Source organism: Pseudomonas sp. Xaverov 259 (assembly GCF_019352915.1).
Lineage (GTDB): Bacteria > Pseudomonadota > Gammaproteobacteria > Pseudomonadales > Pseudomonadaceae > Aquipseudomonas.
On record NZ_JAAAFV010000021.1, the window covers coordinates 165,485 to 186,928 of the forward strand.

The 21,444-nt window shown below is 60.2% G+C and carries 21 protein-coding genes; 7 read left to right on the plus strand and 14 right to left on the minus strand.

From position 1 onward, the window contains the following. Window positions 1-27 precede the first annotated feature (27 nt). From mreD to mreB, 3 genes are all read right to left on the minus strand, one after another. Window positions 28-516: a rod shape-determining protein MreD gene (mreD, locus tag K0H48_RS06080; RefSeq protein WP_017138250.1), complete on the minus strand. Its 489-nt coding sequence runs from the start codon at window positions 514-516 to the stop codon at window positions 28-30. Continuing rightward, window positions 516-1,628: a rod shape-determining protein MreC gene (gene mreC, locus K0H48_RS06085; RefSeq protein WP_219266921.1), complete on the minus strand. Its 1,113-nt coding sequence runs from the start codon at window positions 1,626-1,628 to the stop codon at window positions 516-518. Before mreC ends, mreD begins: the two co-directional genes overlap by 1 nt. 138 nt (window positions 1,629-1,766) lie before the next feature. Continuing rightward, window positions 1,767-2,804: a rod shape-determining protein MreB gene (gene mreB / locus K0H48_RS06090; protein WP_002555108.1), complete on the minus strand. Its 1,038-nt coding sequence runs from the start codon at window positions 2,802-2,804 to the stop codon at window positions 1,767-1,769. Window positions 2,805-3,014: 210 nt separating this feature from the next. On the opposite strand from mreB, the gene gatC reads away from it, so the two are divergent. The 6 genes from gatC (at window position 3,015) to K0H48_RS06120 (ending at window position 8,212) form a co-directional block, all read left to right on the plus strand. Continuing rightward, complete coding sequence (gene gatC / locus K0H48_RS06095) at window positions 3,015-3,302, plus strand: Asp-tRNA(Asn)/Glu-tRNA(Gln) amidotransferase subunit GatC (protein WP_003188556.1); 288 nt, start codon at window positions 3,015-3,017, stop codon at window positions 3,300-3,302. 16 nt (window positions 3,303-3,318) lie between these two features. After that, a complete protein-coding gene (gene gatA / locus K0H48_RS06100; RefSeq protein WP_219266797.1) occupies window positions 3,319-4,770 on the plus strand; it encodes an Asp-tRNA(Asn)/Glu-tRNA(Gln) amidotransferase subunit GatA in 1,452 nt (483 codons plus the stop codon). A gap of 10 nt (window positions 4,771-4,780) precedes the next feature. After that, complete coding sequence (gene gatB / locus K0H48_RS06105) at window positions 4,781-6,226, plus strand: Asp-tRNA(Asn)/Glu-tRNA(Gln) amidotransferase subunit GatB (RefSeq protein ID WP_219266798.1); 1,446 nt, start codon at window positions 4,781-4,783, stop codon at window positions 6,224-6,226. Between the two features lie 131 nt (window positions 6,227-6,357). Continuing rightward, the gene (locus K0H48_RS06110) at window positions 6,358-6,729 is read left to right on the plus strand and encodes a septal ring lytic transglycosylase RlpA family protein (protein WP_026013786.1); all 372 of its coding nucleotides are present in this window, start codon (window positions 6,358-6,360) and stop codon (window positions 6,727-6,729) included. A gap of 56 nt (window positions 6,730-6,785) precedes the next feature. Beyond that, complete coding sequence (locus tag K0H48_RS06115) at window positions 6,786-7,832, plus strand: calcium/sodium antiporter (RefSeq protein WP_219266922.1); 1,047 nt, start codon at window positions 6,786-6,788, stop codon at window positions 7,830-7,832. Then, entirely contained in the window at window positions 7,829-8,212 is a 384-nt protein-coding gene (locus K0H48_RS06120) for a carboxymuconolactone decarboxylase family protein (protein WP_065875108.1), read from the plus strand. Before K0H48_RS06115 ends, K0H48_RS06120 begins: the two co-directional genes overlap by 4 nt. Before the next feature lie 109 nt (window positions 8,213-8,321). Here K0H48_RS06120 and K0H48_RS06125 read toward each other — a convergent pair whose 3' ends face one another. The 5 genes from K0H48_RS06125 to kdgD form a co-directional block, all read right to left on the minus strand. Beyond that, the gene (locus K0H48_RS06125; RefSeq protein WP_219266799.1) at window positions 8,322-9,263 is read right to left on the minus strand and encodes an AEC family transporter; all 942 of its coding nucleotides are present in this window, start codon (window positions 9,261-9,263) and stop codon (window positions 8,322-8,324) included. A gap of 178 nt (window positions 9,264-9,441) precedes the next feature. Beyond that, window positions 9,442-10,995 carry a galactarate dehydratase gene (garD, locus tag K0H48_RS06130; RefSeq protein ID WP_200430792.1) on the minus strand — a complete coding sequence of 518 codons (1,554 nt, stop codon included), beginning with the start codon at window positions 10,993-10,995 and terminating at the stop codon, window positions 9,442-9,444. A gap of 11 nt (window positions 10,996-11,006) precedes the next feature. Further along, window positions 11,007-12,371: an MFS transporter gene (locus K0H48_RS06135; protein ID WP_056859043.1), complete on the minus strand. Its 1,365-nt coding sequence runs from the start codon at window positions 12,369-12,371 to the stop codon at window positions 11,007-11,009. 173 nt (window positions 12,372-12,544) lie between these two features. Beyond that, window positions 12,545-13,990, minus strand: coding sequence for an aldehyde dehydrogenase family protein (locus tag K0H48_RS06140; RefSeq protein WP_017138260.1), 1,446 nt, complete (start codon window positions 13,988-13,990; stop codon window positions 12,545-12,547). Between the two features lie 54 nt (window positions 13,991-14,044). Beyond that, entirely contained in the window at window positions 14,045-14,956 is a 912-nt protein-coding gene (gene kdgD, locus K0H48_RS06145) for a 5-dehydro-4-deoxyglucarate dehydratase (protein ID WP_219266800.1), read from the minus strand. Window positions 14,957-15,192: 236 nt separating this feature from the next. Between kdgD and K0H48_RS06150 the strand changes: the two genes are divergently transcribed. Beyond that, window positions 15,193-16,347, plus strand: a complete 1,155-nt coding sequence (locus tag K0H48_RS06150) for a phospholipase (RefSeq protein ID WP_219266801.1) — start codon at window positions 15,193-15,195, stop codon at window positions 16,345-16,347. A gap of 293 nt (window positions 16,348-16,640) precedes the next feature. Here K0H48_RS06150 and K0H48_RS06155 read toward each other — a convergent pair whose 3' ends face one another. From K0H48_RS06155 to petA, 6 genes are all read right to left on the minus strand, one after another. Continuing rightward, window positions 16,641-17,390 carry a FadR/GntR family transcriptional regulator gene (locus K0H48_RS06155; RefSeq protein WP_219266802.1) on the minus strand — a complete coding sequence of 250 codons (750 nt, stop codon included), beginning with the start codon at window positions 17,388-17,390 and terminating at the stop codon, window positions 16,641-16,643. 158 nt (window positions 17,391-17,548) lie between these two features. Then, complete coding sequence (locus K0H48_RS06160) at window positions 17,549-17,968, minus strand: ClpXP protease specificity-enhancing factor (protein ID WP_219266803.1); 420 nt, start codon at window positions 17,966-17,968, stop codon at window positions 17,549-17,551. Between the two features lie 17 nt (window positions 17,969-17,985). After that, window positions 17,986-18,603, minus strand: coding sequence for a glutathione S-transferase N-terminal domain-containing protein (locus tag K0H48_RS06165; RefSeq protein ID WP_219266804.1), 618 nt, complete (start codon window positions 18,601-18,603; stop codon window positions 17,986-17,988). 149 nt (window positions 18,604-18,752) lie between these two features. Then, window positions 18,753-19,532, minus strand: a complete 780-nt coding sequence (locus K0H48_RS06170) for a cytochrome c1 (RefSeq protein ID WP_068932034.1) — start codon at window positions 19,530-19,532, stop codon at window positions 18,753-18,755. Beyond that, window positions 19,532-20,743, minus strand: coding sequence for a cytochrome bc complex cytochrome b subunit (locus K0H48_RS06175; RefSeq protein ID WP_017138268.1), 1,212 nt, complete (start codon window positions 20,741-20,743; stop codon window positions 19,532-19,534). The genes K0H48_RS06170 and K0H48_RS06175 overlap by 1 nt, the downstream gene beginning before the upstream one ends. Then, complete coding sequence (gene petA, locus K0H48_RS06180; RefSeq protein ID WP_003216040.1) at window positions 20,743-21,339, minus strand: ubiquinol-cytochrome c reductase iron-sulfur subunit; 597 nt, start codon at window positions 21,337-21,339, stop codon at window positions 20,743-20,745. The genes K0H48_RS06175 and petA overlap by 1 nt, the downstream gene beginning before the upstream one ends. Window positions 21,340-21,444: the final 105 nt, after the last annotated feature.

The following is a 21,444-nucleotide window of genomic DNA, read 5'->3' on the forward strand; positions in this document are numbered from 1 at the left end:
ATAACCAGGCAGAGCCTCGCAATCCATTCAATTGATTTTATAGCGACGACGTAACCCACGCAGACCGAAACTGACCCAAGGCCACAGCAGCGCGCTGACCAACGCCGGCAACACCAGTGCCAAGGTCGGTTGGCGGTTGCCGGTCAAGGCACTGAGCCACAACTGTACCAACTGCGCCAGGCCGAAGATCACCAGGATCACCAGGCATTGTTGCCACATCGGGAACATGCGCAAACGCTGCTGCAACGACAGCACCAAAAAGGTAATCAGCGTGAGGATCAATGCGTTCTGACCCAGCAAGGTGCCATAGAGCACGTCTTCCGCCAAGCCCAGGCACATCGCCGTGACCATCCCGACTTTATGCGGCAGGGTCAGTGACCAGAAAGCCAGCAGCAACGCCAGCCAGAGCGGTCGCAGAATCTCCATGAATTGCGGCAGCGGCGAAACGCTGAGCAGCAAACCGATGGCGAAGGTCAGCCAGACGATCCAGCCATTACGCGAATGAGTACCGGCCATTATTCCTCCCTCTGCCGCGTGGTTGCCGGGGCTGCGGTCGCTGGCCGGGCGGCCGGCGTGGCGGCGGGCGTTGACGCAGGCGGTTTGGCTGCGGCGGGTTTAGCCGGGCGGGCGTTGTGGGCGGCGGGTTTGACGGGCGTCGCCACTGGCGCTGCTGGCGTTGCCACCGGCGCCGGCGGCCCAACGAATGCAGGCTTGGGCACCGTGGCAGGAACGATCGGCGCTGTGCCGTTTTGCTTGTCTTCCGCTTCCTGGGCTTGGGCGGCGTCGTTGGCGCGTTCTTCCGGGGTGCGGTTGTCGCTGAATACCAGCAACAGGTAGCGGCTGCGGTTCAAGGCGGCGGTCGGCACGGCGCGAACGATCGCGAACGGCTGGCCGGAATCGTGGATCACTTCCTTGACCGTCGCCACCGGGTAACCCGCCGGGAAGCGCTGACCCAAACCGGAACTGACCAGCAGGTCGCCTTCCTTGATATCGGCGGTATCGGCAACGTGACGCAACTCCAGACGCTCCGGGTTACCGGTGCCGCTGGCAATCGCGCGCAGGCCGTTACGGTTGACTTGTACCGGAATGCTGTGGGTGGTGTCCGTCAGCAACAATACCCGCGATGTGTAGGGCATAAGCTCGACCACCTGGCCCATCAGGCCACGGGCATCAAGCACCGGCTGGCCCAGCACCACACCGTCGCGCTCACCCTTGTTGATGATGATGCGGTGGGTAAAGGGGTTGGGGTCCATGCCGATCAACTCGGCCACTTCGACCTTCTCGTTGACCAATGCCGAAGAATTGAGCAACTCGCGCAGCCGAACGTTCTGCTCGGTGAGGGCCGCGAGCTTTTGCATGCGCCCCTGCAATAGCAGGTTTTCAGTTTTGAGTTTTTCGTTCTCGGCGACCAGTTCAGTGCGGCTGCCGAATTGGCTGGCCACGCCCTGGTAGAGACGTTGCGGCAGGTCGGTGATCCAGTAAGTCTGCATCAACACCAGCGACATCTGGCTGCGCACGGGCTTGAGCAGTGCAAAGCGGGCATCGACCACCATCAGCGCGACCGAAAGCACGACCAGCACCAATAAGCGCACGCCCAATGAGGGGCCTTTGGCGAAAAGCGGTTTAATAAGCCGCTCCTCCCAGGCAAATGTTCTCTTTATTCATACGGCATCAAACCGGCCTGGATGCAGATTGAAGAAGATAAACGCCAACAGGCAGCACTGCAAAGTGCTGCCTGCGAGCGAAGCATGGTGCAACCAACGATCTTATTCGCTGGAGAGCAGGTCCATGGTGTGTTTATCCATCATTTCCAGTGCACGACCACCGCCACGGGCAACGCAGGTCAGCGGGTCTTCGGCGACGATCACCGGCAGGCCGGTTTCCTGGGCCAGCAGCTTGTCGAGGTCGCGCAGCAAGGCGCCACCACCGGTCAGCACCAGGCCACGCTCGGCGATATCGGAAGCCAGTTCCGGCGGCGATTGCTCCAGGGCGCTTTTCACAGCCTGAACGATGGTGGCCAGAGACTCTTGCAGAGCTTCCAGCACTTCATTGGAGTTCAGGGTGAAGGCACGTGGAACGCCTTCGGCCAGGTTGCGACCGCGAACATCCACTTCGCGAACTTCGCCGCCCGGGTAAGCGGTGCCGATTTCCTGCTTGATGCGCTCAGCGGTAGATTCGCCGATCAGGCTGCCGTAGTTACGACGCACATACGTGATGATCGCTTCGTCGAAGCGGTCGCCGCCTACACGCACGGATTCGGCATACACCACACCGTTCAGGGAAATCAGGGCGATCTCGGTAGTACCACCACCGATATCCACCACCATCGAACCGCGCGCTTCCTCAACCGGCAGGCCGGCGCCGATTGCGGCAGCCATAGGCTCTTCGATCAGGAACACTTCGCGGGCACCGGCGCCAAGGGCCGATTCACGGATGGCACGACGCTCCACCTGGGTGGACTTGCACGGAACGCAGATCAGCACACGTGGGCTGGGCTGCAGAAAACTGTTTTCGTGAACTTTGTTGATGAAGTACTGCAGCATCTTTTCGCAGACGCTGAAGTCGGCGATAACGCCGTCTTTCATCGGACGAATGGCAGCAATATTGCCTGGTGTACGGCCGAGCATGCGCTTGGCCTCGGTGCCGACGGCAACGACACTTTTCTGATTACCATGGGTCCGAATGGCCACAACCGATGGCTCATTCAGAACGATACCGCGCTCGCGCACGTAAATAAGGGTGTTGGCAGTGCCCAGGTCAATGGAAAGATCGCTGGAAAACATGCCACGCAGTTTCTTGAACATGGGGAAAGGACCCTAGGCAACGCGTGGGTAAAAAAGTGCGGCAAACTCTAACAACGACAGGGATTTTGGGCAAGGCGCCAATGTGCTAAATTGGCCGACTTTCTGTGCACCAACCCCCACAATCGCGGCCTTATGACCGTAGAAATGCGGTAGTGTTCCGACAATCTAACACACGGATGCCCTCCGTTCTGTTTTCCACTGGAGAAACCCATGGCGCTTGAACGCTCCGACGTGGAAAAAATCGCGCATCTGGCCTCGCTTGGCCTGAATGACGCCGATCTTCCACAGACCACCGCAGCCCTGAACAGCATTCTCGGGCTGGTCGACCAAATGCAGGCCGTCAATACTGACGGCATCGAGCCCCTGGCTCACCCGCTGGAAGCCAGCCAGCGCCTGCGCGCAGACGTTGTGACCGAGCGAAATAATCGCGAGGCCTACCAGTCCATCGCGCCAGCGGTCGAAAACGGCCTGTACCTGGTTCCGAAAGTCATCGACTAAAGGGAAAGAGCCTTTCATGCATCACATGACTCTGGCCGAGATCGCCCGCGGTCTCGCCGACAAAAAGTTTTCTTCCGAAGAGCTGACCCAGACCCTGCTGGCGCGTATCGCCGCGCTGGACCCCAAGGTCAACAGCTTTATCAGCCTCACCGAGGAGCTGGCCCTGAGCCAGGCCAAGGCCGCCGACGCACGTCGCGCCAACGGTGAAAACGGCGCACTGCTGGGCGCCCCGATCGCCCACAAAGACCTGTTCTGCACCCAGGGCATTCGCACCAGCTGCGGCTCGAAGATGCTCGACAACTTCAAAGCGCCCTACGACGCCACCGTGGTGTCCAAGCTGGCTGCCGCCGGGGCCGTGACCCTGGGCAAGACCAACATGGACGAATTCGCCATGGGTTCGGCCAACGAGTCGAGCTACTACGGCGCGGTCAAAAACCCGTGGAACCTGGAGCACGTACCCGGCGGCTCCTCCGGCGGTTCGGCTGCTGCTGTTGCCGCGCGTTTCCTGCCGGCGGCCACTGCCACCGACACCGGCGGCTCGATCCGCCAACCCGCCGCGTTCACTAACCTCACTGGTTTGAAGCCGACTTACGGTCGCGTTTCCCGTTGGGGCATGATCGCCTACGCCTCCAGCCTCGATCAGGGCGGCCCGCTGGCACGCACTGCGGAAGACTGCGCAATATTGTTACAAGGTATGGCCGGGTTCGATAAACAGGACTCCACCAGCATCGATGAGCCGGTGCCGGACTACAGCGCCAGCCTTAATACCTCGCTTAAAGGCCTGCGTATCGGCGTGCCGAAAGAGTATTTCAGCGCCGGCCTCGACCCGCGTATCGCCGAACTGGTGCACAACAGCATCAAAGAGCTGGAAAAGCTCGGCGCCGTGATCAAGCAAATCAGCCTGCCGAACAACCAGCACGCAATTCCTGCGTACTACGTGATCGCGCCGGCAGAAGCCTCCTCGAACCTGTCGCGTTTCGACGGCGTGCGTTTCGGTTATCGCTGCGAAAACCCTAAAGACCTCACTGACCTGTACAAACGCTCCCGTGGCGAAGGCTTCGGCGCCGAAGTACAACGCAGGATCATGGTCGGTGCCTACGCACTGTCCGCCGGCTACTACGACGCGTACTACCTCAAGGCGCAAAAAATCCGTCGCCTGATCAAGAACGACTTCATGGCTGCCTTTGAAGAAGTAGACGTGATCCTCGGCCCGACCACGCCAAACCCGGCCTGGAAGATCGGCGCCAAGACCGGCGACCCGATCGCCGAGTACCTGGAAGACCTCTACACCATCACCGCCAACCTCGCGGGCTTGCCGGGCTTGTCCATGCCCGCAGGTTTCGTCGATGGCCTGCCGGTCGGCGTGCAGTTGCTCGCCCCGTATTTCCAGGAAGGCCGCCTGCTCAATGTGGCGCACCAGTACCAGTTGCACACCGACTGGCACACTCGCACCCCTACCGGCTTCTGAGGAGAACACTATGCAATGGGAAGTTGTGATCGGGCTGGAGATTCATACCCAGCTCGCCACCCAATCGAAGATTTTCTCCGGTAGCGCCACCACGTTCGGCTCCGAGCCCAACACCCAGGCCAGCCTGGTTGACCTGGGCATGCCCGGCGTACTGCCGGTGCTGAACGAGGAAGCGGTGCGCATGGCGGTGATGTTCGGCCTGGCGATTGACGCCGAGATCGGCCAGCACAACGTGTTCGCGCGCAAAAACTACTTCTACCCGGACCTGCCCAAGGGCTACCAGATCAGCCAGATGGAATTGCCGATCGTCGGCAAGGGCTACCTGGACATCCCCCTGGAAGACGGCACCATCAAGCGTGTCGGCGTGACCCGTGCGCACCTGGAAGAAGATGCCGGCAAGAGCCTGCATGAAGAATTCAACGGCGCCACCGGCATCGACCTGAACCGTGCCGGCACGCCGCTGCTGGAGATCGTGTCCGAGCCGGACATGCGCAGCGCCAAGGAAGCCGTGGCCTACGTCAAGACCATCCACGCGCTGGTGCGTTACCTGGGTATCTGCGATGGCAACATGGCCGAAGGCTCGCTGCGTTGCGACTGCAACGTGTCGGTGCGGCCAAAAGGCCAGGCCGAATACGGCACTCGCTGCGAGATCAAGAACGTCAACTCGTTCCGTTTCATCGAAAAGGCGATCAACACGGAAGTGCGTCGCCAGATCGAATTGATCGAAGACGGCGGCAAGGTGATCCAGCAAACGCGCCTGTACGACCCGAACAAAGACGAAACCCGCGCCATGCGCAGCAAAGAGGAAGCCAACGACTACCGTTACTTCCCCGACCCGGACCTGTTGCCGGTGATCATTGAGGACTCTTTCCTTAATGACGTGCGCGCCACGCTGCCGGAACTGCCGCCGCAAAAACGCGAGCGCTTCCAGGAACAGTTCGGCCTGTCGGTCTACGATGCCAGCGTATTGGCCTCCAGCCGTGAGCAAGCCAACTACTTCGAAAAAGTCGTGAGCATTGCCGGCGACGCCAAGCTGGCGGCCAACTGGGTGATGGTTGAGCTGGGCAGCCTGTTGAACAAACAGGGCCTGGAGATCGACGAAGCCCCGGTGACCGCCGAGCAGTTGGGCGGCATGCTGCTGCGCATCAAGGACAACACCATCTCCGGCAAAATCGCCAAGACTGTGTTTGAAGCGATGGCCGCAGGCGAAGGCAGCGCCGACGAGATCATCGAGAAGCGGGGCCTCAAGCAAGTCACCGACAGCGGCGCTATTTCGGCCGTGCTCGATGAGATGCTGGCGGCCAATGCCGAGCAAGTTGAACAATACCGTGCGGCAGACGAAGCCAAACGCGGCAAGATGTTCGGCTTCTTTGTCGGCCAGGCGATGAAAGCCTCCAAAGGCAAAGCCAACCCGCAACAGGTGAACGAACTGCTCAAAAGCAAGCTCGAAGGCTGACACTTGATCGTTCCCACGCTCCGCGTGGGAACGCCTCACTGGACGCTCCGCGTCCGCTTTTGTGACGCGGAGCGTCACGGGCTGCATTCCCACGCAGAGCGTGGGAACGATCAATTGGGGGTTTGCTCAACATGAAGCGTCTACTCGGCCTCCTGGCCCTGTTCTCTCTACTGGCCGGTTGCGCCAGCGGCCTCATCGACCCCAACGGCTACGACGAAACCGGCACCGCCTCCTATTACGGCGCCAAGCACCATGGCAATAGAACCGCCAGCGGTGAACCCTTCAACCAGAACGCCCTGACCGCCGCCCATCGGCGCCTGCCCTTCGGCACGCGGGTCAAGGTGACCAATCTCGACAACAACCGATCCGTCGTGCTGCGTATCAATGATCGTGGCCCGCACACCCGTGGTCGCCTGATCGATGTTTCGCGCAAAGCGGCTGAGCAACTCGGTATGCTGGGCAGCGGCACCGCACGGGTTCGCGTGCAAGCGCTGAGCAACTGACAGGAGCCTTGGCCATTTCCGCACTCACCGCCCTTTCACCCTTCAGCCTGCTCGAATTGGTCAGCGGCCTGCTGCTGCTGATTCTTGGTGCCGAAATCCTGGTGCGCGCCGCCGTGCGCCTGGCGGCCAGCCTCAAGGTGCGGCCGTTGATTATCGGCTTGAGCATCGTCGCCTTCGGCAGCAGCGCGCCGCAGATGACCGTCAGCCTGCAAGCCACCCTGGCCGGCAATACCGACATTGCCGTGGGCAGCGTGATCGGCAGCAGCATTTTCAACATCCTCGTCACCCTGGGCCTGTCTGCGTTGATCATCCCGCTGCGGGTATCGCGCCAGCTGGTGCGCCTGGACATCCCGGTGATGATCTGCGCCGCGCTGCTGGTGTTTATCCTATCGACCAATGAAGAGCTGACCCCCGTTGATGGGCTGGTACTGCTCGCGGCGCTGGTGGCCTACCTGGGTGTTTTGCATTACCAAACCCGCCATTCCCGGCGCCCGCGCACGCTGGACACCGTGGCCAGGGCGCCGTGGTTGAGCAGCGTGTTGCTGATGCTCGGCGGGCTGCTGATTCTGGTGCTGGCCGGGCACTTGCTGCTGGGCGCGGCGGTGGACGTGGCAAGTGACCTGGGCCTGTCGGAGCGCATCGTTGGCCTGACGTTGATCGGCGTCGGTACTTCGTTGCCGTGCCTGGCCACTTCGCTGATTGCCGCCCTGCGCGGCGAGCGCGAGATTGCCGTAGGCAATGTGATCGGCAGCAGCCTGTTCAACCTGCTCGGCGTACTGGGGTTTACCGCGCTGGTGGCGCCGTCACCGCTGTCGGTATCGCCCAACGCCCTCGATTTTGACTTGCCGGTGATGCTCGGCGTGGTGGTGCTGTGCCTGCCGGTGTTCTACACCGGTTACCGGGTCACCCGCGCCGAAGGCCTGGTATTGCTGGGCCTGTACCTGGTGTACGCCCTGCATGTGGTGTCGTTCACGTTCGGCATGCCCCTGGCCACCCGGCTGGAAAAACTGATGCTGTATTACGTCCTGCCGGCGCTGGTGGCGTTTTTGCTACTGAGCACGCTGCGAGCCTGGCGCCGCCAACACAAGAGGGAAGCGCAATGACCGATCAGAAAAAGCCCGGGGTTGAGATGCGTCGCCAGGTGATGGGCGACGTGTTCGTCGATCGCGCACTGGGCAACGCCACCGAGTTCACCCAGCCGCTGCAGGATTTTGTCAACGAACATGCCTGGGGCAGCGTGTGGAATCGCGAGGGCCTGCCCTTGAAGACCCGCAGCCTGATCACCCTGGCAGCCCTGACCGCACTCAAGTGCCCGCAGGAACTCAAGGGCCACGTGCGCGGCGCGCTGAACAATGGCTGCACGGTGGAGGAAATTCGCGAAGCGTTGCTGCATTGTGCGGTGTATGCCGGTGTACCGGCGGCGATTGATGCGTTTCGGGCGGCGCAGGAAGTGATAGAGGCGTATCAGGCAGATAAGCAGTGACAGTTAGATAGCTTTCGCAGGCAAGCCAGCTCCCACATTTGAGCTGTGAATACATTCAAAATGTGGGAGCTGGCTTGCCTGCGATTGGCCCTAAGACACACCACAAACCTTAGATCCAACCACCCGCCTGCAACACAAAAATCCCGATATTGGTGGTCACCGCCGCCATCAAGGTGGTGATCACAATAATCGCCGCCGCCAATTCATGGTTGCCCTCGGCCGCCCTGGCCATGACAAAACTCGCGGCCGCCGTCGGCGCGCCGAAATACAAAAACAAAATCCCCAGCTCCGGCCCGCGAAAGCCCAGCAGCCACGCGCCCAACGTCGCGAATAGCGGCAGGCCGATCATCTTCACCAGGCTGGCACTCAAGGCCATGCTCCCGCTTTTGCGCAAGGCCGCCAATGACAAGGTGCCGCCAATGCAGATCAATGCCAGCGGCAAGGTCATGTCCGCCAGATACTGCCCGGACGACTCCAGCCACCCCGGCAAACCGAGCTTGAAGATCGCGAATGGCGCGGCGACGATCACGCTGATGATCAGCGGGTTGGCTATCACGCTTTTGAAGATGCTCCACGGGTCGGACTTGATCACCGGGCTGTACACCGCCAGCACAATGGTCGACAGCGTGTTGTAAAACAGAATGACCAGCGCCGCGAGGATGGCACCAAGGGAGATGCCGTAGTCGCCGTACATGCTGGCCGCCAGCGCCAGGCCGATCACCCCGTTGTTGCCGCGAAACGCACCTTGGGCATAGATGCCACGATCTTCACGCGGGCAGCGAAAGATCGCCCAGCCCCAGGCCAGGGCAAAGCTCAACAGCGTGGCGACGGCAAAGTAGATCAGCAAACCGGGCTTGAGCGCCGAATGCAGGTCGGCGTGGAGGATGCCGAGAAACAACAGCGCCGGCATGGTGACGTTGAACACCAGGGACGACGCAACGTGGATGAAGTTGTCGTTGATCCAGTTGATGCGCTTGAGCAGCACCCCCAAAAACAGCATGGCAAACACCGGCGCAGTGATGGTCAGGGTGGTGAGGAAGATAGCCAGCATGCCGGGGAGAACCTTGGTGGTGTCGTCAGGTGGCTAATGATAAGCCAGATTCACCTGGATCGTTCCCACGCTCTGCGTGGGAATGCAGCCCGGGACGCTCCGCGTCCCATTCACAGCGGACGCAGAGCGTCCAAAGAGGCATTCCCACGCAGAGCGTGGGAACGATCAGTCGTCGGTCTCAGGTAATGGGCGCGGGGTTGAACAGGGTGATGTCGTTATGCAGCTTATGCCGCTCCGCCCAGGTCTGTTTCTTGCCGCTGGCCACATCCAGGTAGAAGTGGAACAACTCCCAGCCCAACTCCTCGATACTCGCACGCCCGGTGGCGATGCGCCCGGCGTCGATATCGATCAAGTCCGGCCAGCGCTGCGCCAGTTCCGTACGCGTCGACACCTTCACCACCGGCGCCATCGCCAGCCCATAGGGCGTACCGCGCCCGGTGGTGAACACATGCAGGTTCATCCCGGCCGCCAGTTGCAGCGTGCCACACACAAAGTCGCTGGCCGGCGTGGCGCAAAAGATCAGGCCCTTGCCCTTGAACCGCTCACCTGGGCCAAGCACGCCATTGATCGCGCTGCTGCCGGATTTGACGATGGAGCCCAGGGACTTCTCGACAATGTTCGACAACCCGCCCTTCTTGTTACCCGGCGTGGTGTTGGCGCTGCGATCGGCCTCGCCCTTGGCCAGGTAACGGTCGTACCAGTCCATTTCCCTGACCAGTTCCTGGGCGACTTCCTTGCTCTCGGCACGCGATGTCAGCAGGTAGATGGCATCGCGTACTTCGGTGACTTCGGAAAACATCACCGTCGCCCCGGCCCGCAACAGCAGATCCGAGGCATAGCCCAGCGCAGGGTTGGCGGTGATACCGGAAAACGCATCACTGCCGCCGCATTGCATCCCCAGGATCAGCTCGGACGCCGGCACGGTTTCCCGGCGGCGCTGGTCGAGTTTCTTCAAGCGGGTTTCGGCCAGCGCCATGATCTGCTCGATCATTTCGGTAAACCCGTGGCTGGAGTCCTGCAAGCGGTACAGCCAAGGCTCACTGAGGTCGACGGAGCTGTCGTTGTCGTGCATCACCTGCCCAGCCTGCAACTTCTCGCAGCCCAGGCTGATCACCAGCGCTTCGCCGCCCAGGTTCGGGTTGCGTGCCAGGTTGCGCACGGTGCGGATCGGAATGTAGGCATCGGTCGCAGTGATGGCCACGCCACAGCCGTAGCTGTGGGTCAGCGCCACCACGTCGTCAACGTGCGGGTACTTGGGCAGCAACTCGTCCTTGATGCGCTTGACCGCATGGTCCAGCACACCGGTGACGCACTGCACCGTGGTGGTGATGCCGAGGATATTGCGCGTGCCGACGGTGCCGTCAGCATTGCGGTAACCCTCAAACGTGAAGCCTTCCAACGGCGCCTGGGTGGCAGGCACCTCGGTGGACAGCGGCAAGCTGTCCAGCGGTGGCGCAGTGGGCATGCGCAACTGGTCTTCCTGCACCCAACTACCGCGCGGAATCGGCGCCAGCGCGTAGCCGATGGTCTGCCCGTAGCGAATAATCTCACCGCCTTCGGGGATATCTTCCAGGGTCACCTTGTGGCTCTGTGGGATGAAATCCACGGTGACCAGGCCGTCCGGGAACTCGGTGCCGGCCGGCACGCCCTGGTCGTTCACCACGATTACCACATTGTCGCGCGCGTGCAAACGAATCGAGCGCGGCGAGTCGGCATGTTCAATCAACTGCATTACATCGCCCCTCAGGAGTGCGCTTGGGTAAGGTTAGTCAGTTCCGGCCCTTTGCTTGGCGGCTCTTTGAGCACCACGCGCTTGATCGGGCCAACGATCACCAAGTAGCTGAACACCGCCAGCAGCGCGTTGGCGCCGACGAACACCAAGGCCCACTTGAACGAGCCGGTGGTGGCGATGATGTAACCAATCACAATCGGCGTGCTGATGGACGCCAGGTTGCCAAACATATTGAACAAACCGCCACTGAGCCCGGCGATTTGTTTCGGTGAGGTGTCGGACACCACCGCCCAACCCAGTGCGCCAACGCCTTTACCGAAGAAGGCCAGGGCCATGAAGCCCACCACCATCCATTCAACGTCAACGTAGTTACACGCGATGATGCTGCTGGAAACCAACAAGCCGGCAATGATCGGCGCCTTGCGCGCGAATGTCAGCGAATGGCCTTTGCGCAGCAGGTAGTCGGAAATTACCCCGCCCAGCACACCACCGATAAAGCCGCAGATGGCTGGCAACGAGGCAATGAAGCCCGCCTTGAGAATGGTCATGCCGCGCTCTTGAACCAGGTACACCGGGAACCAGGTCAGGAAGAAATAGGTGATGCCATTGATGCAGTACTGGCCCAGGTACACCCCGAGCATCATGCGGTTGGTGAGCAGTTGGCGGATGTAATCCCACTTCGGCCCGTCGGTTTTCTGGCCTTTGGTTTTGTCCTGATCCATGTCGACCATCGCACCGTTGGCCGCGATATGGTTGAACTCAGCTTCGTTGATCATCGGATGCTGGCGCGGGCTATGGATAAGTTTGAGCCAGATCAGCGAGAACAGGATGCCGATGCCACCCATCACAATAAACACGTGCTGCCAGCCGAAGGTGTAGACGATCCAGCCCATCAGCGGTGCAAACAGCACCGTGGCGAAGTACTGCGCCGAGTTGAAGATCGCCGACGCTGTGCCGCGTTCAGCCGTAGGAAACCACGCTGCCACAATACGGGCGTTTCCGGGAAACGAAGGCGCCTCAGCCAGGCCCACCAAGAAGCGCAGCATGAACAGCGCCACAATCGCGGTAGAGACCCCGAACTCACCGACATAGCCTTGCAGCACGGTGAACAGCGACCAGGTGAAGATGCTCAGCGCATAGATTTTTTTCGAGCCGAACCGGTCCAGCAGCCAGCCACCGGGAATTTGCCCGGCCACGTAGGCCCAACCGAATGCAGAGAAGATATAACCAAGGGTGACCGCGTCAATGCCGAGGTCTTTTTGCAGGCTGGAGCCGGCGATGGCGATAGTGGCTCGGTCGGCATAGTTGATCGTGGTCACCAGGAACAGCATGAGCAGGATCAAATAGCGGACGTGAGTCGGCTTGGTCGCTTGCATGAAGAAGTACTCCCACTAATTATTTTTTTTGCGGGTAATGATCATGTTATTTGCGAGACCGGCTTTATGTGGGAGCTGGCTTGCCTGCGATACAGGCACCGCGGTGTGTCAGGTACACCGCAGTGATGCTATCGCAGGCAAGCCAGCTCCCACATAAGCGGGGCTCGCAGGTATTACGAACCGATGTAGCTGGTTTTCACCACTGTGTAGAACTCTTGCGCATAACGACCTTGCTCACGCGAACCATAGGACGAGCCCTTACGGCCACCGAACGGCACGTGATAATCCACACCCGCGGTTGGCAGGTTGACCATCACCATTCCGGCCTGGGAGTGGCGTTTGAAGTGGTTGGCGTACTTGAGCGAGGTGGTGGCGATGCCCGCCGACAGGCCGAACTCGGTGTCGTTAGCCATGGCCAGCGCCGCCTCGTAATCCGCGACGCGCACCACGTTGGCCACCGGGCCGAAGATCTCTTCACGGCTGATACGCATGGCGGCTTCGCTGTCGGCAAACAGCGTCGGCGCCAGGTAGTAGCCTTCGGTGTCACAGGTCACCAGGCCGCCACCGCTGACCAGCCGCGCGCCTTCGCTTTGGCCGATGTCGATGTACTTCATGTCCTGGTCCAGTTGGGCCTGGGAAACCACCGGGCCAATGTCAGTGCCGCTTTTGAGCGCGTGGCCGACTTTGATCGACTTCATGCGCTCGGCCATGGCCGCGACGAACTGGTCGTGGATACCGGCAGTGACGATTAAACGGCTGGACGCCGTGCAACGCTGGCCGGTGGAGTAGAACGCGCTCTGTACCGACAGCTCGACGGCCTGCTTGAGGTCGGCGTCATCGAGGATGATCTGCGGGTTTTTACCGCCCATTTCCAACTGCACTTTGGCCTGGCGCGAGACACAGCTGACGGCGATCTGGCGACCCACGCCAACCGAACCGGTAAAGCTGATGCCGTCGACTTTAGGGCTGTTGACCAGCACATCGCCAACCACACGGCCGCTGCCCATCACCAGGTTGAACACACCGGCCGGGAAACCGGCGCGGGAGATGATTTCGGCCAACGCCCAGGCGCAACCCGGCACCAATTCGGCCGGTTTGATCACCACACAGTTGCCGTAGGCCAGGGCCGGGGCGATTTTCCACGCGGGGATGGCAATCGGGAAGTTCCACGGCGTGATCAGGCCGACCACACCGAGGGCTTCGCGGGTGACTTCCACATTGACGCCCGGGCGCACCGAAGGCACGTAATCGCCAGACAGACGCAGGCATTCGCCGGCGAAGAACTTAAAGATGTTACCGGCGCGGGTCACTTCGCCGATGGCTTCGGGCAGGGTCTTGCCCTCTTCACGGGCCAGCAAGGTGCCGAGCTCTTCGCGGCGGGCGAGGATTTCGCTGCCGACTTTATCCAGCGCATCGTGGCGCGCCTGGATGCCGGACGTCGACCAGGCCGGGAACGCGGCGCGGGCGGCATCGATCGCAGCGTTGACTTGGGCTACATCGGCCTTGGCGTATTCGCCAATGACATCGGACAACTCCGACGGGTTGATGTTGTTGCAGTAGTCGGCACCGGCCACCCACTCGCCGTTAATGTAGTTTTCAAAACGTTTGGCTTGGGACACACATTCTCTCCTGACGCAAAAGGCCGCTGATTGCTCAGCGGCCTTGTGGATAAGTTACTGCGGACCTTGCTTTTCGATCAGCGCGGCCAGGGCTTCGTATTCTTCCGGCAGCAGGTCGGTCAGCGGCGTGCGCACCGGGCCCGCGTCGTAACCAACAATTTTGGCGCCAGCCTTGACGATGCTCACCGCGTAACCGGCTTTACGGTTGCGGATATCGAGGTAAGGCAGGAAGAAGTTGTCGATGATCTTGCCAACAGTGGCGTGATCGTCCTGGGCAATCGCGTGGTAGAAGTCCATCGCGGTTTTCGGGATGAAGTTGAACACCGCCGAGGAGTACACCGGCACGCCCAGGGCCTTGTAGGCTGCGGCGTAAACCTCTGCAGTCGGCAGGCCGCCGAGGTAGCTGAAACGGTCGCCGAGACGGCGGCGGATCGACACCATCAGTTCGATATCGCCCAGGCCATCTTTGTAACCGATCAGGTTCGGGCAGCGTTCGGCCAGACGTTCGAGCAAGGGCGCAGTCAGGCGGCAAACGTTGCGGTTGTAGACCACTACGCCGATTTTGACCGACTTGCACACGGCCTCAACGTGGGCGGCAACGCCGTCCTGGCTGGCTTCGGTCAGGTAGTGCGGCAACAGCAGCAAGCCTTTGGCGCCAAGACGCTCGGCTTCCTGCGCATATTCGATGGCCTGACGGGTCGAACCGCCGACACCGGCCAGAATCGGCACGCTGGTGGCGCAGGTATCAACAGCAGTCTTCACCACTTGGGAATATTCGCTGGCGGCCAGGGAGAAAAACTCACCGGTGCCGCCGGCGGCGAACAAGGCGGTGGCGCCGTAAGGGGCCAACCATTCCAGACGCTTGATGTAGCCCGCCTGGTGGAAGTCACCCTGGGCATTGAAATCGGTTACCGGAAAAGACAGCAGACCGTGGGAGAGGATGGACTTCAGTTCTTGTGGATTCATTATTCGAACACCCTGGATGAAGACTTTCTGTCGAAAGGTTGTTGTTGGTTTTGGTGATGTCGTACGTCATCGTACAACTATAAAAAGATTCGTCAACTGCAATTCATCGGGCCTCATACGCAGGCATGCGTTTAAACGCGGCTTCTTGACGTAGGAAATTATTCCTCTATGCTCCGAAAGACTGTATATGCATACAGTTATTACGGAAGATTCCTACGACATAGCAAGGAGCTAACATGTCAGGTCTTGAACTCGCAGCACCCGAAAAAAACCCACCCACCCTACGTTTTGAAGGCGGTGAACACACTGCCATCGGCGATGACACCCTACTGCGTTTCGTCAAGGACGCTCCGGCGATTCCTGCGCGACAAGTTGAACTGCACCTGCCCAACGGCCTGGCGCTGACCTACGGCCAAGTGATTGCCCTGGGCGGCGACTTCTATGGCATTCCCGGCCAGCCCATCAGCGACGGCGCCTCCCCGGCCGAGCGTGTGCAACGCTTTACCGCCGCCTTCAACACCCTGGCGGTGCTACCCGCCTCGCGTGAAGAGGCCGGGAAAATCCTCGCGGTCATGCAAAAGGAGATCAACGCGGTCAACCAGGCAATCCGCGACGGCAAACAACCCCATGAAGCCTATGACGCGCTGGGTGATACGTTGTCCGAGGAATGGAACCGCATCACCGGCGGCGGCAGTGCGGTTTCGGCGCTGATTCCCCTGGGCCGTTACTTGAAGCTGGCAGCCGACAACGCCGACCACTTTGGCGAATGGGCGCTGTCGGCGTACCTGGCCGGCCATACGGCAGCGCTGCAACAGGCGGTCATCGCGCACCAGACCGCCACCGACCAGGCGCTGGAACTGGCGTATGCGATGAACAGCTTTGCCGATCACTTTTTGACTGATCTGTTTTCTGCCGGCCACCTGCGCGTGCCACGCAAGCAATTGGCGGCGGTTGTCACACCGGGAGAACTGGGCTCGCTGATCAGCCGCTTCATGCACGACGAAGACAGCAAATTCGGGCTCAATGTACGCAATGCCAAGGGTGATCAATGGCATGCCTATGGGGACAAACGCTACTTCGATGCTATCGACGCGGACAATCGGGCCATGGTCAAACGTGCGGTGCAGGCCTCGGCCGATGAGATCTTCGAGACCTTTATCAGCGGTATCGCGCCCTCCCCGGCCAGCTTCAAAGCGCCGCTGTACGTGCCAGACCTGAATGCTGCGCAGAACCCGGCGAACAACTTTTCGCCGCTGTTCAAGATGGAGGGTGACAAGGTACTGCGCCGCAAGGACGTGAATGACCTGAACGACAAGCACTGGACCAATGATTGGTGGGGTTGGAGCACTTATCTGCTGCTCAAGGACTATAAGCCCAACCAGCCGGCCTGACACTGATCGTTCCAACTGACCTGCCACTGATGGTTCCCACGCTCTGCGTGGGAATACATCCCGTGACGCTCTGCGTCACCTTGCACGGGGCTTGAGATACTCGCGCACATCGGGACGCGGAGCGTCCAGGGCGGCATTCCCACGCAGAGCGTGGGAACGATCAACTCCAGGCCCGGGAGATCAAAATGTGGGAGCTGGCTTGCCTGCGATAGCGGTGCTTGCGCACAGTATCAGTTGCCTGACACTCAGCCATCGCAGGCAAGCCAGCTCTCACACTAGAGCGTGTTTGGCGGTTAACTGCGCTGCGCTTGCGCCTCTTCATGGGCATGGCGCAGCCGTTCACGGCTGTTGGTCAAATGCAGGCGCATGGCCGCGCGGGCCGCGTCCGAATCCTGGCGGGCAATCGCCTCATAAATCTCTTCGTGTTCGCGGCTCAGGCGGCCCATGTAGTGCTGCTGATCATCATGGGCCAGGCGCGCCGAATTCAGCCGGGTACGCGGAATGATGCTGGTGCCCAGGTGGGTCATGATGTCGGTGAAGTAGCGGTTGCCGGTGGACAGTGCGATTTCCAAGTGGAACGCAAAATCTGACGCCACCGCATCGCCGGCGTGGGCCGCGCTTTCATTCAGCGCATCGAGCGCCGCGCGCATGGCCGCCAGTTGTTCGTCGCTGCGGCGCAACGCAGCAAGGCCGGCGGATTCCACTTCCAGGCTGATACGCAGCTCCAGAATCGCCAGCACATCACGCAACGTTACTACCGTGGCCGGGTCGATCCGGAAACCGCTCGGGCTGGGCGTGTCCAACACAAAGGTGCCGATGCCGTGACGGGTTTCCACTTGGCCCGCCGCCTGCAAGCGCGAGATGGCCTCACGCACCACGGTGCGGCTGACCCCATGGGCTTCCATGATGGCCGACTCGGTGGGCAACTTGTCGCCGCGTTTGAGCTGGCCGTCGCGGATCTGCTCGGACAACACCGTGACCAATTCCTGGGCAAGGCTGCGGCGCTTGCGGGGAAGACGAGGGGCGGTGTTGGCGTTTTCCATGACGAATGATCTTTCTCGGCGAACTTGAGCCCGCATCATAGCCCATGGCGGTTGTACGATCACCGTTCTGACACGACTTTCATCCATATCCTTTGCGCAAAAAAATGCCCCGGCACAGGCCGAGGCATTTTTAGGGCTCACACGAAGGTGAACGCCGCTTACTTCACCACTTTCAGGCTCGGCCGACCGCTTGGACGCGGCGGCTCGGAGTCCGGTGGCGGTACATCATCACCGTCTTCGCCGTCGATCGCTTCGTCATCCTCGAAAGGCGACTCCAGATCAAACACCATGCCCTGGCCATTTTCCCGGGCATAGATCCCGAGGATGGCACCAATCGGCACAAACAGCGTATGCGGCACGCCGCCAAAACGCCCTTCGAAGCTGACGGCTTCATTGTCCATGTGCAGGTGGCGCACAGCACTTGGCGAAACGTTCAGTACGATCTGCCCGTCACTGGCAAAACCCTGCGGCACGTCAACTTTGGGAAACTCAGAGTTGACCAGCATGTGCGGGGTGCAATCGTTGTCCACAATCCACTCATAGAGCGCGCGGACCAAATAAGGTCGACTGGAGTTCATCAGCGGCTCCTTAAGCCTTAGCGCATGTCGCGTTCGACACCAGACAGACTCGCCTGGAAAGCCTCACGCGCAAACTGGCGCTCCATGTAATCAAGCAACGGCTTGGCCGGCCGTGGCAGTTCAATGCCCAGGATCGGCAAGCGCCAGAGTATGGGTAATAGGCAGCAATCCACCAAGCTTTGTTCCTCACTGAGGAAAAAAGGCTTGTCGGCGAACAGCGGCGAAACGCCGGTCAGGCTCTCGCGCAATTCCTTGCGCGCTTGCACCCGAACGGCTTCTTTACTGCGGGTATCCAGGATCACATCCACCAGCCCGCACCAGTCACGCTGGATCCGAGAGATCAGCAGGCGGCTGTTGGCACGCGCCACCGGATACACCGGCAGCAAAGGCGGATGCGGGTAACGCTCATCCAGGTATTCCATCACCACGGTTGACTCCCACAACGCCAGGTCACGATCGACCAGGGTGGGCAAGCTGCCGTAAGGGTTCACTTCGATCAGTTTCGGCGGATGACGACCTGCCTCCACACTGATGATCTCGGCGCTGACACCCTTCTCTGCGAGCACGATGCGTACTCGGTGGGAATAGTGGTCGGCGGGGTCGGAGTAACAGGCCAACCGATTGGTCACGCCCATGGCGGTCCTCCTCGCTTGTTGAAATTATGGAAAGCTCAAAAACGAGCGCGCCCAGAGAGCATCCCTGTAGTGCCCGGTTCAACCAGACTGCTACGTATTCAGAGATGCCGCTGGGCGCGCAAGATTAACAGCAATTGCTTACGGTTGGATCAATGCACATCCTTCCAGTATTCGCGTTTGAGCAGATAGGCGAATACGAAGAAGAAGGCCAGGTACAGCAACACATAGGTACCGATGCGCTGATGCTGCAATTTGACCGGGTTGGCCGAGTAGGCCAGGAAGGTCACCAGATTCTTGACCTTCTCGTCGAACTGCTCTTCATTCAGCGTACCGGTCTTGGGCACGATGGTCAGTTGATCGCACGCTTCGTGTGTCAGAGGCGTGCCGGTCAGCGGATCATATTGCTTCTTGCCGTCTTCAACGACCTGAACCTGCTTGCATCCTACCACTTGGCGACCCTGCAGGCCGACCAGAACGTTAGGCATACCGACGTTCGGGAAGACTTTGTTGTTCACGCCGTAAGGGCGCGCCGGGTCTTCGTAGAAGGATTTGAGGTAGCCATAGAGCCAATCGGTACCGCGCACGCGCGCCACCAGGGTCAGGTCGGGCGGCGCAGCGCCGAACCAGGCCTTGGCATCTGCCGGCTGCATGCCTATGTTCATGTGGTCGCCGATCTTGGCTCCCGTGAACACGGCGTGGCTGAGCATCACCTCATGGGGAATGCCCAGGTCATCGGCGACACGCTCGTAACGCTGGAACTTGGCGCTGTGACAGCCCATGCAGTAGTTGGTGAACGTGCGCAGGCCATCTTGCATGGCGGCCTTGTCGGACACGTCGATATCGACTTTTTCCAGCTCCGCGCCGTGCTCGGCGGCGAAGGACAGTAGCGGCAGCGCCGCAAGGATCAAAGCAACAAATAACTTTTTCATCAGCCAGTCACCCTTTCCGGAACCGGTTTGGTCTTCTCGAGCCGGGTGTAGAACGGCATCAGAATGAAGTAGGCGAAGTACAGGAAGGTGCAGACCTGCGACAGCAGCGTGCGCTCAGGAGTTGGGGCCAATACGCCCAGCACGCCCAGGATCACGAATGCAATGCAGAACACCCACAGCCAGATCTTGCTCAGCCAGCCTTTGTAGCGCATCGACTTGACCGGGCTGCGGTCGAGCCATGGCAATACGAACAGCAGCGCAATCGACGCGCCCATGGCCATTACGCCCATGAGCTTGTCGGGGATAGCACGCAAGATCGCGTAGAACGGCGTGAAGTACCAGACCGGTGCAATGTGCTCAGGCGTCTTGAAGGCGTTGGCCTGTTCGAAGTTAGGCTTCTCGAGGAAATAACCGCCCATCTCCGGGAAAAAGAACACGATCGAGCAGAAGATGAACAGGAAGACCACCACGCCGACGATGTCTTTGACGGTGTAGTACGGATGGAACGGAATGCCATCCAGCGGTATGCCGTTTTCGTCTTTGTGCTTCTTGATGTCGACGCCATCGGGGTTGTTGGAACCCACTTCGTGCAGCGCCAGGATGTGCAGCACCACCAGGCCCAGAATCACGATGGGCAGTGCCACCACGTGCAGGGCGAAGAAGCGGTTAAGGGTAATGCCGGAGATCAGGTAGTCACCACGGATCCACTGAGTCAGGTCGTTGCCGATCACCGGGATCGCACCAAACAGCGAGATGATCACCTGGGCGCCCCAGTACGACATCTGGCCCCATGGCAGCAGGTAGCCCATGAAGGCCTCGGCCATCAGCGCCAGGTAGATCAGCATGCCAAAGACCCACACCAGCTCGCGTGGCTTCTGGTACGAACCGTAGAGCAGCCCACGGAACATGTGCATATACACGACGATGAAGAACGCTGAAGCGCCGGTGGAGTGCAGCAGACGCAGGATCGAGCCGTACTCGACGTCACGCATGATGTACTCGACGGAGGCGAACGCCTCTTCCGCCGACGGTGTGTAGCTCATCGTCAGCCACACACCGGTGACGATCTGGTTGACCAGCACCAGCAAGGCCAGCGAGCCGAAGAAGTAGAAGAAGTTGAAGTTTTTTGGCGCGTAATATTTGCTGAGATGGTCTTCCCACATTTTAGTGGCGGGGAAGCGCGCATCCACCCAATCCATGAACTTGCTCATCAGGCTTTCTCCCCCTCGTCGACGCCAATGACAATGACACTGTCAGTCTCGTAGTGATGTGGCGGCACTGGCAGGTTCAGTGGTGCGGGTTGTGACTTGTAGACGCGACCGGCGAGGTCGTAATGGGAGCCGTGGCAAGGGCAGAAGTAGCCACCGACCCAATCCTTGCCAAGGTCGGCAGGAGCAACTTCCGGGCGGAAGGTAGGCGAGCAACCCAAGTGGGTGCAGATACCGATCAGCAGCAGGATCTCTGGCTTGATCGAACGGATTTCCTTATCGACGTAGGCGGGCTGGTCGGAGTTCTTCGAGTCGGGGTCAGACAGCTGACCTTCGATTTTCTTCAGATTCCCCAGGATCTCCTCAGTACGACGAACGATGAAGACCGGCTGACCGCGCCACTCAGCAATCATCTGCTGGCCTGGGTCGATCTTGCTGACATTCACCTTCACCGGTGCACCTGCGGCTTTCGCCTTGGCACTGGGAAACCATGACCCCACGAACGGGACCGCAGCCCCCACCGCTCCTGCAGCACCCACCACGGATGTGGCTGCTACCAAGAAGCGACGCCGGCCTGCATTCACGCCGTCATTGCTCATTCAGTCCTCTCCCATCAGCTTTTTGGCCTGTTAAATCAGGCGTCTACTAAGTGTTGAATCTTTACTTATAAAAATTTTGTCGGATGGTAATGAAAAGCCCCACGT

What these genes read in the sequence shown, in the direction of transcription:
- K0H48_RS06160 (WP_219266803.1), bottom strand. Translation starts at nt 17,968, where the DNA reads ATGAACTCCAGTCGACCTTATTTGGTCCGCGCGCTCTATGAGTGGATT.
- K0H48_RS06165 (WP_219266804.1), bottom strand. Translation starts at nt 18,603, where the DNA reads ATGGGCGTGACCAATCGGTTGGCCTGTTACTCCGACCCCGCCGACCAC.
- K0H48_RS06135 (WP_056859043.1), bottom strand. Translation starts at nt 12,371, where the DNA reads ATGCAAGCGACCAAGCCGACTCACGTCCGCTATTTGATCCTGCTCATG.
- petA (WP_003216040.1), bottom strand. Translation starts at nt 21,339, where the DNA reads ATGAGCAATGACGGCGTGAATGCAGGCCGGCGTCGCTTCTTGGTAGCA.
- K0H48_RS06170 (WP_068932034.1), bottom strand. Translation starts at nt 19,532, where the DNA reads ATGAAAAAGTTATTTGTTGCTTTGATCCTTGCGGCGCTGCCGCTACTG.
- K0H48_RS06110 (WP_026013786.1), top strand. Translation starts at nt 6,358, where the DNA reads ATGAAGCGTCTACTCGGCCTCCTGGCCCTGTTCTCTCTACTGGCCGGT.
- mreB (WP_002555108.1), bottom strand. Translation starts at nt 2,804, where the DNA reads ATGTTCAAGAAACTGCGTGGCATGTTTTCCAGCGATCTTTCCATTGAC.
- gatB (WP_219266798.1), top strand. Translation starts at nt 4,781, where the DNA reads ATGCAATGGGAAGTTGTGATCGGGCTGGAGATTCATACCCAGCTCGCC.
- K0H48_RS06155 (WP_219266802.1), bottom strand. Translation starts at nt 17,390, where the DNA reads ATGGAAAACGCCAACACCGCCCCTCGTCTTCCCCGCAAGCGCCGCAGC.
- garD (WP_200430792.1), bottom strand. Translation starts at nt 10,995, where the DNA reads ATGCAGTTGATTGAACATGCCGACTCGCCGCGCTCGATTCGTTTGCAC.
- kdgD (WP_219266800.1), bottom strand. Translation starts at nt 14,956, where the DNA reads ATGAATCCACAAGAACTGAAGTCCATCCTCTCCCACGGTCTGCTGTCT.
- K0H48_RS06175 (WP_017138268.1), bottom strand. Translation starts at nt 20,743, where the DNA reads ATGAGCAAGTTCATGGATTGGGTGGATGCGCGCTTCCCCGCCACTAAA.
- gatC (WP_003188556.1), top strand. Translation starts at nt 3,015, where the DNA reads ATGGCGCTTGAACGCTCCGACGTGGAAAAAATCGCGCATCTGGCCTCG.
- K0H48_RS06150 (WP_219266801.1), top strand. Translation starts at nt 15,193, where the DNA reads ATGTCAGGTCTTGAACTCGCAGCACCCGAAAAAAACCCACCCACCCTA.
- K0H48_RS06125 (WP_219266799.1), bottom strand. Translation starts at nt 9,263, where the DNA reads ATGCTGGCTATCTTCCTCACCACCCTGACCATCACTGCGCCGGTGTTT.
- gatA (WP_219266797.1), top strand. Translation starts at nt 3,319, where the DNA reads ATGCATCACATGACTCTGGCCGAGATCGCCCGCGGTCTCGCCGACAAA.
- mreD (WP_017138250.1), bottom strand. Translation starts at nt 516, where the DNA reads ATGGCCGGTACTCATTCGCGTAATGGCTGGATCGTCTGGCTGACCTTC.
- K0H48_RS06120 (WP_065875108.1), top strand. Translation starts at nt 7,829, where the DNA reads ATGACCGATCAGAAAAAGCCCGGGGTTGAGATGCGTCGCCAGGTGATG.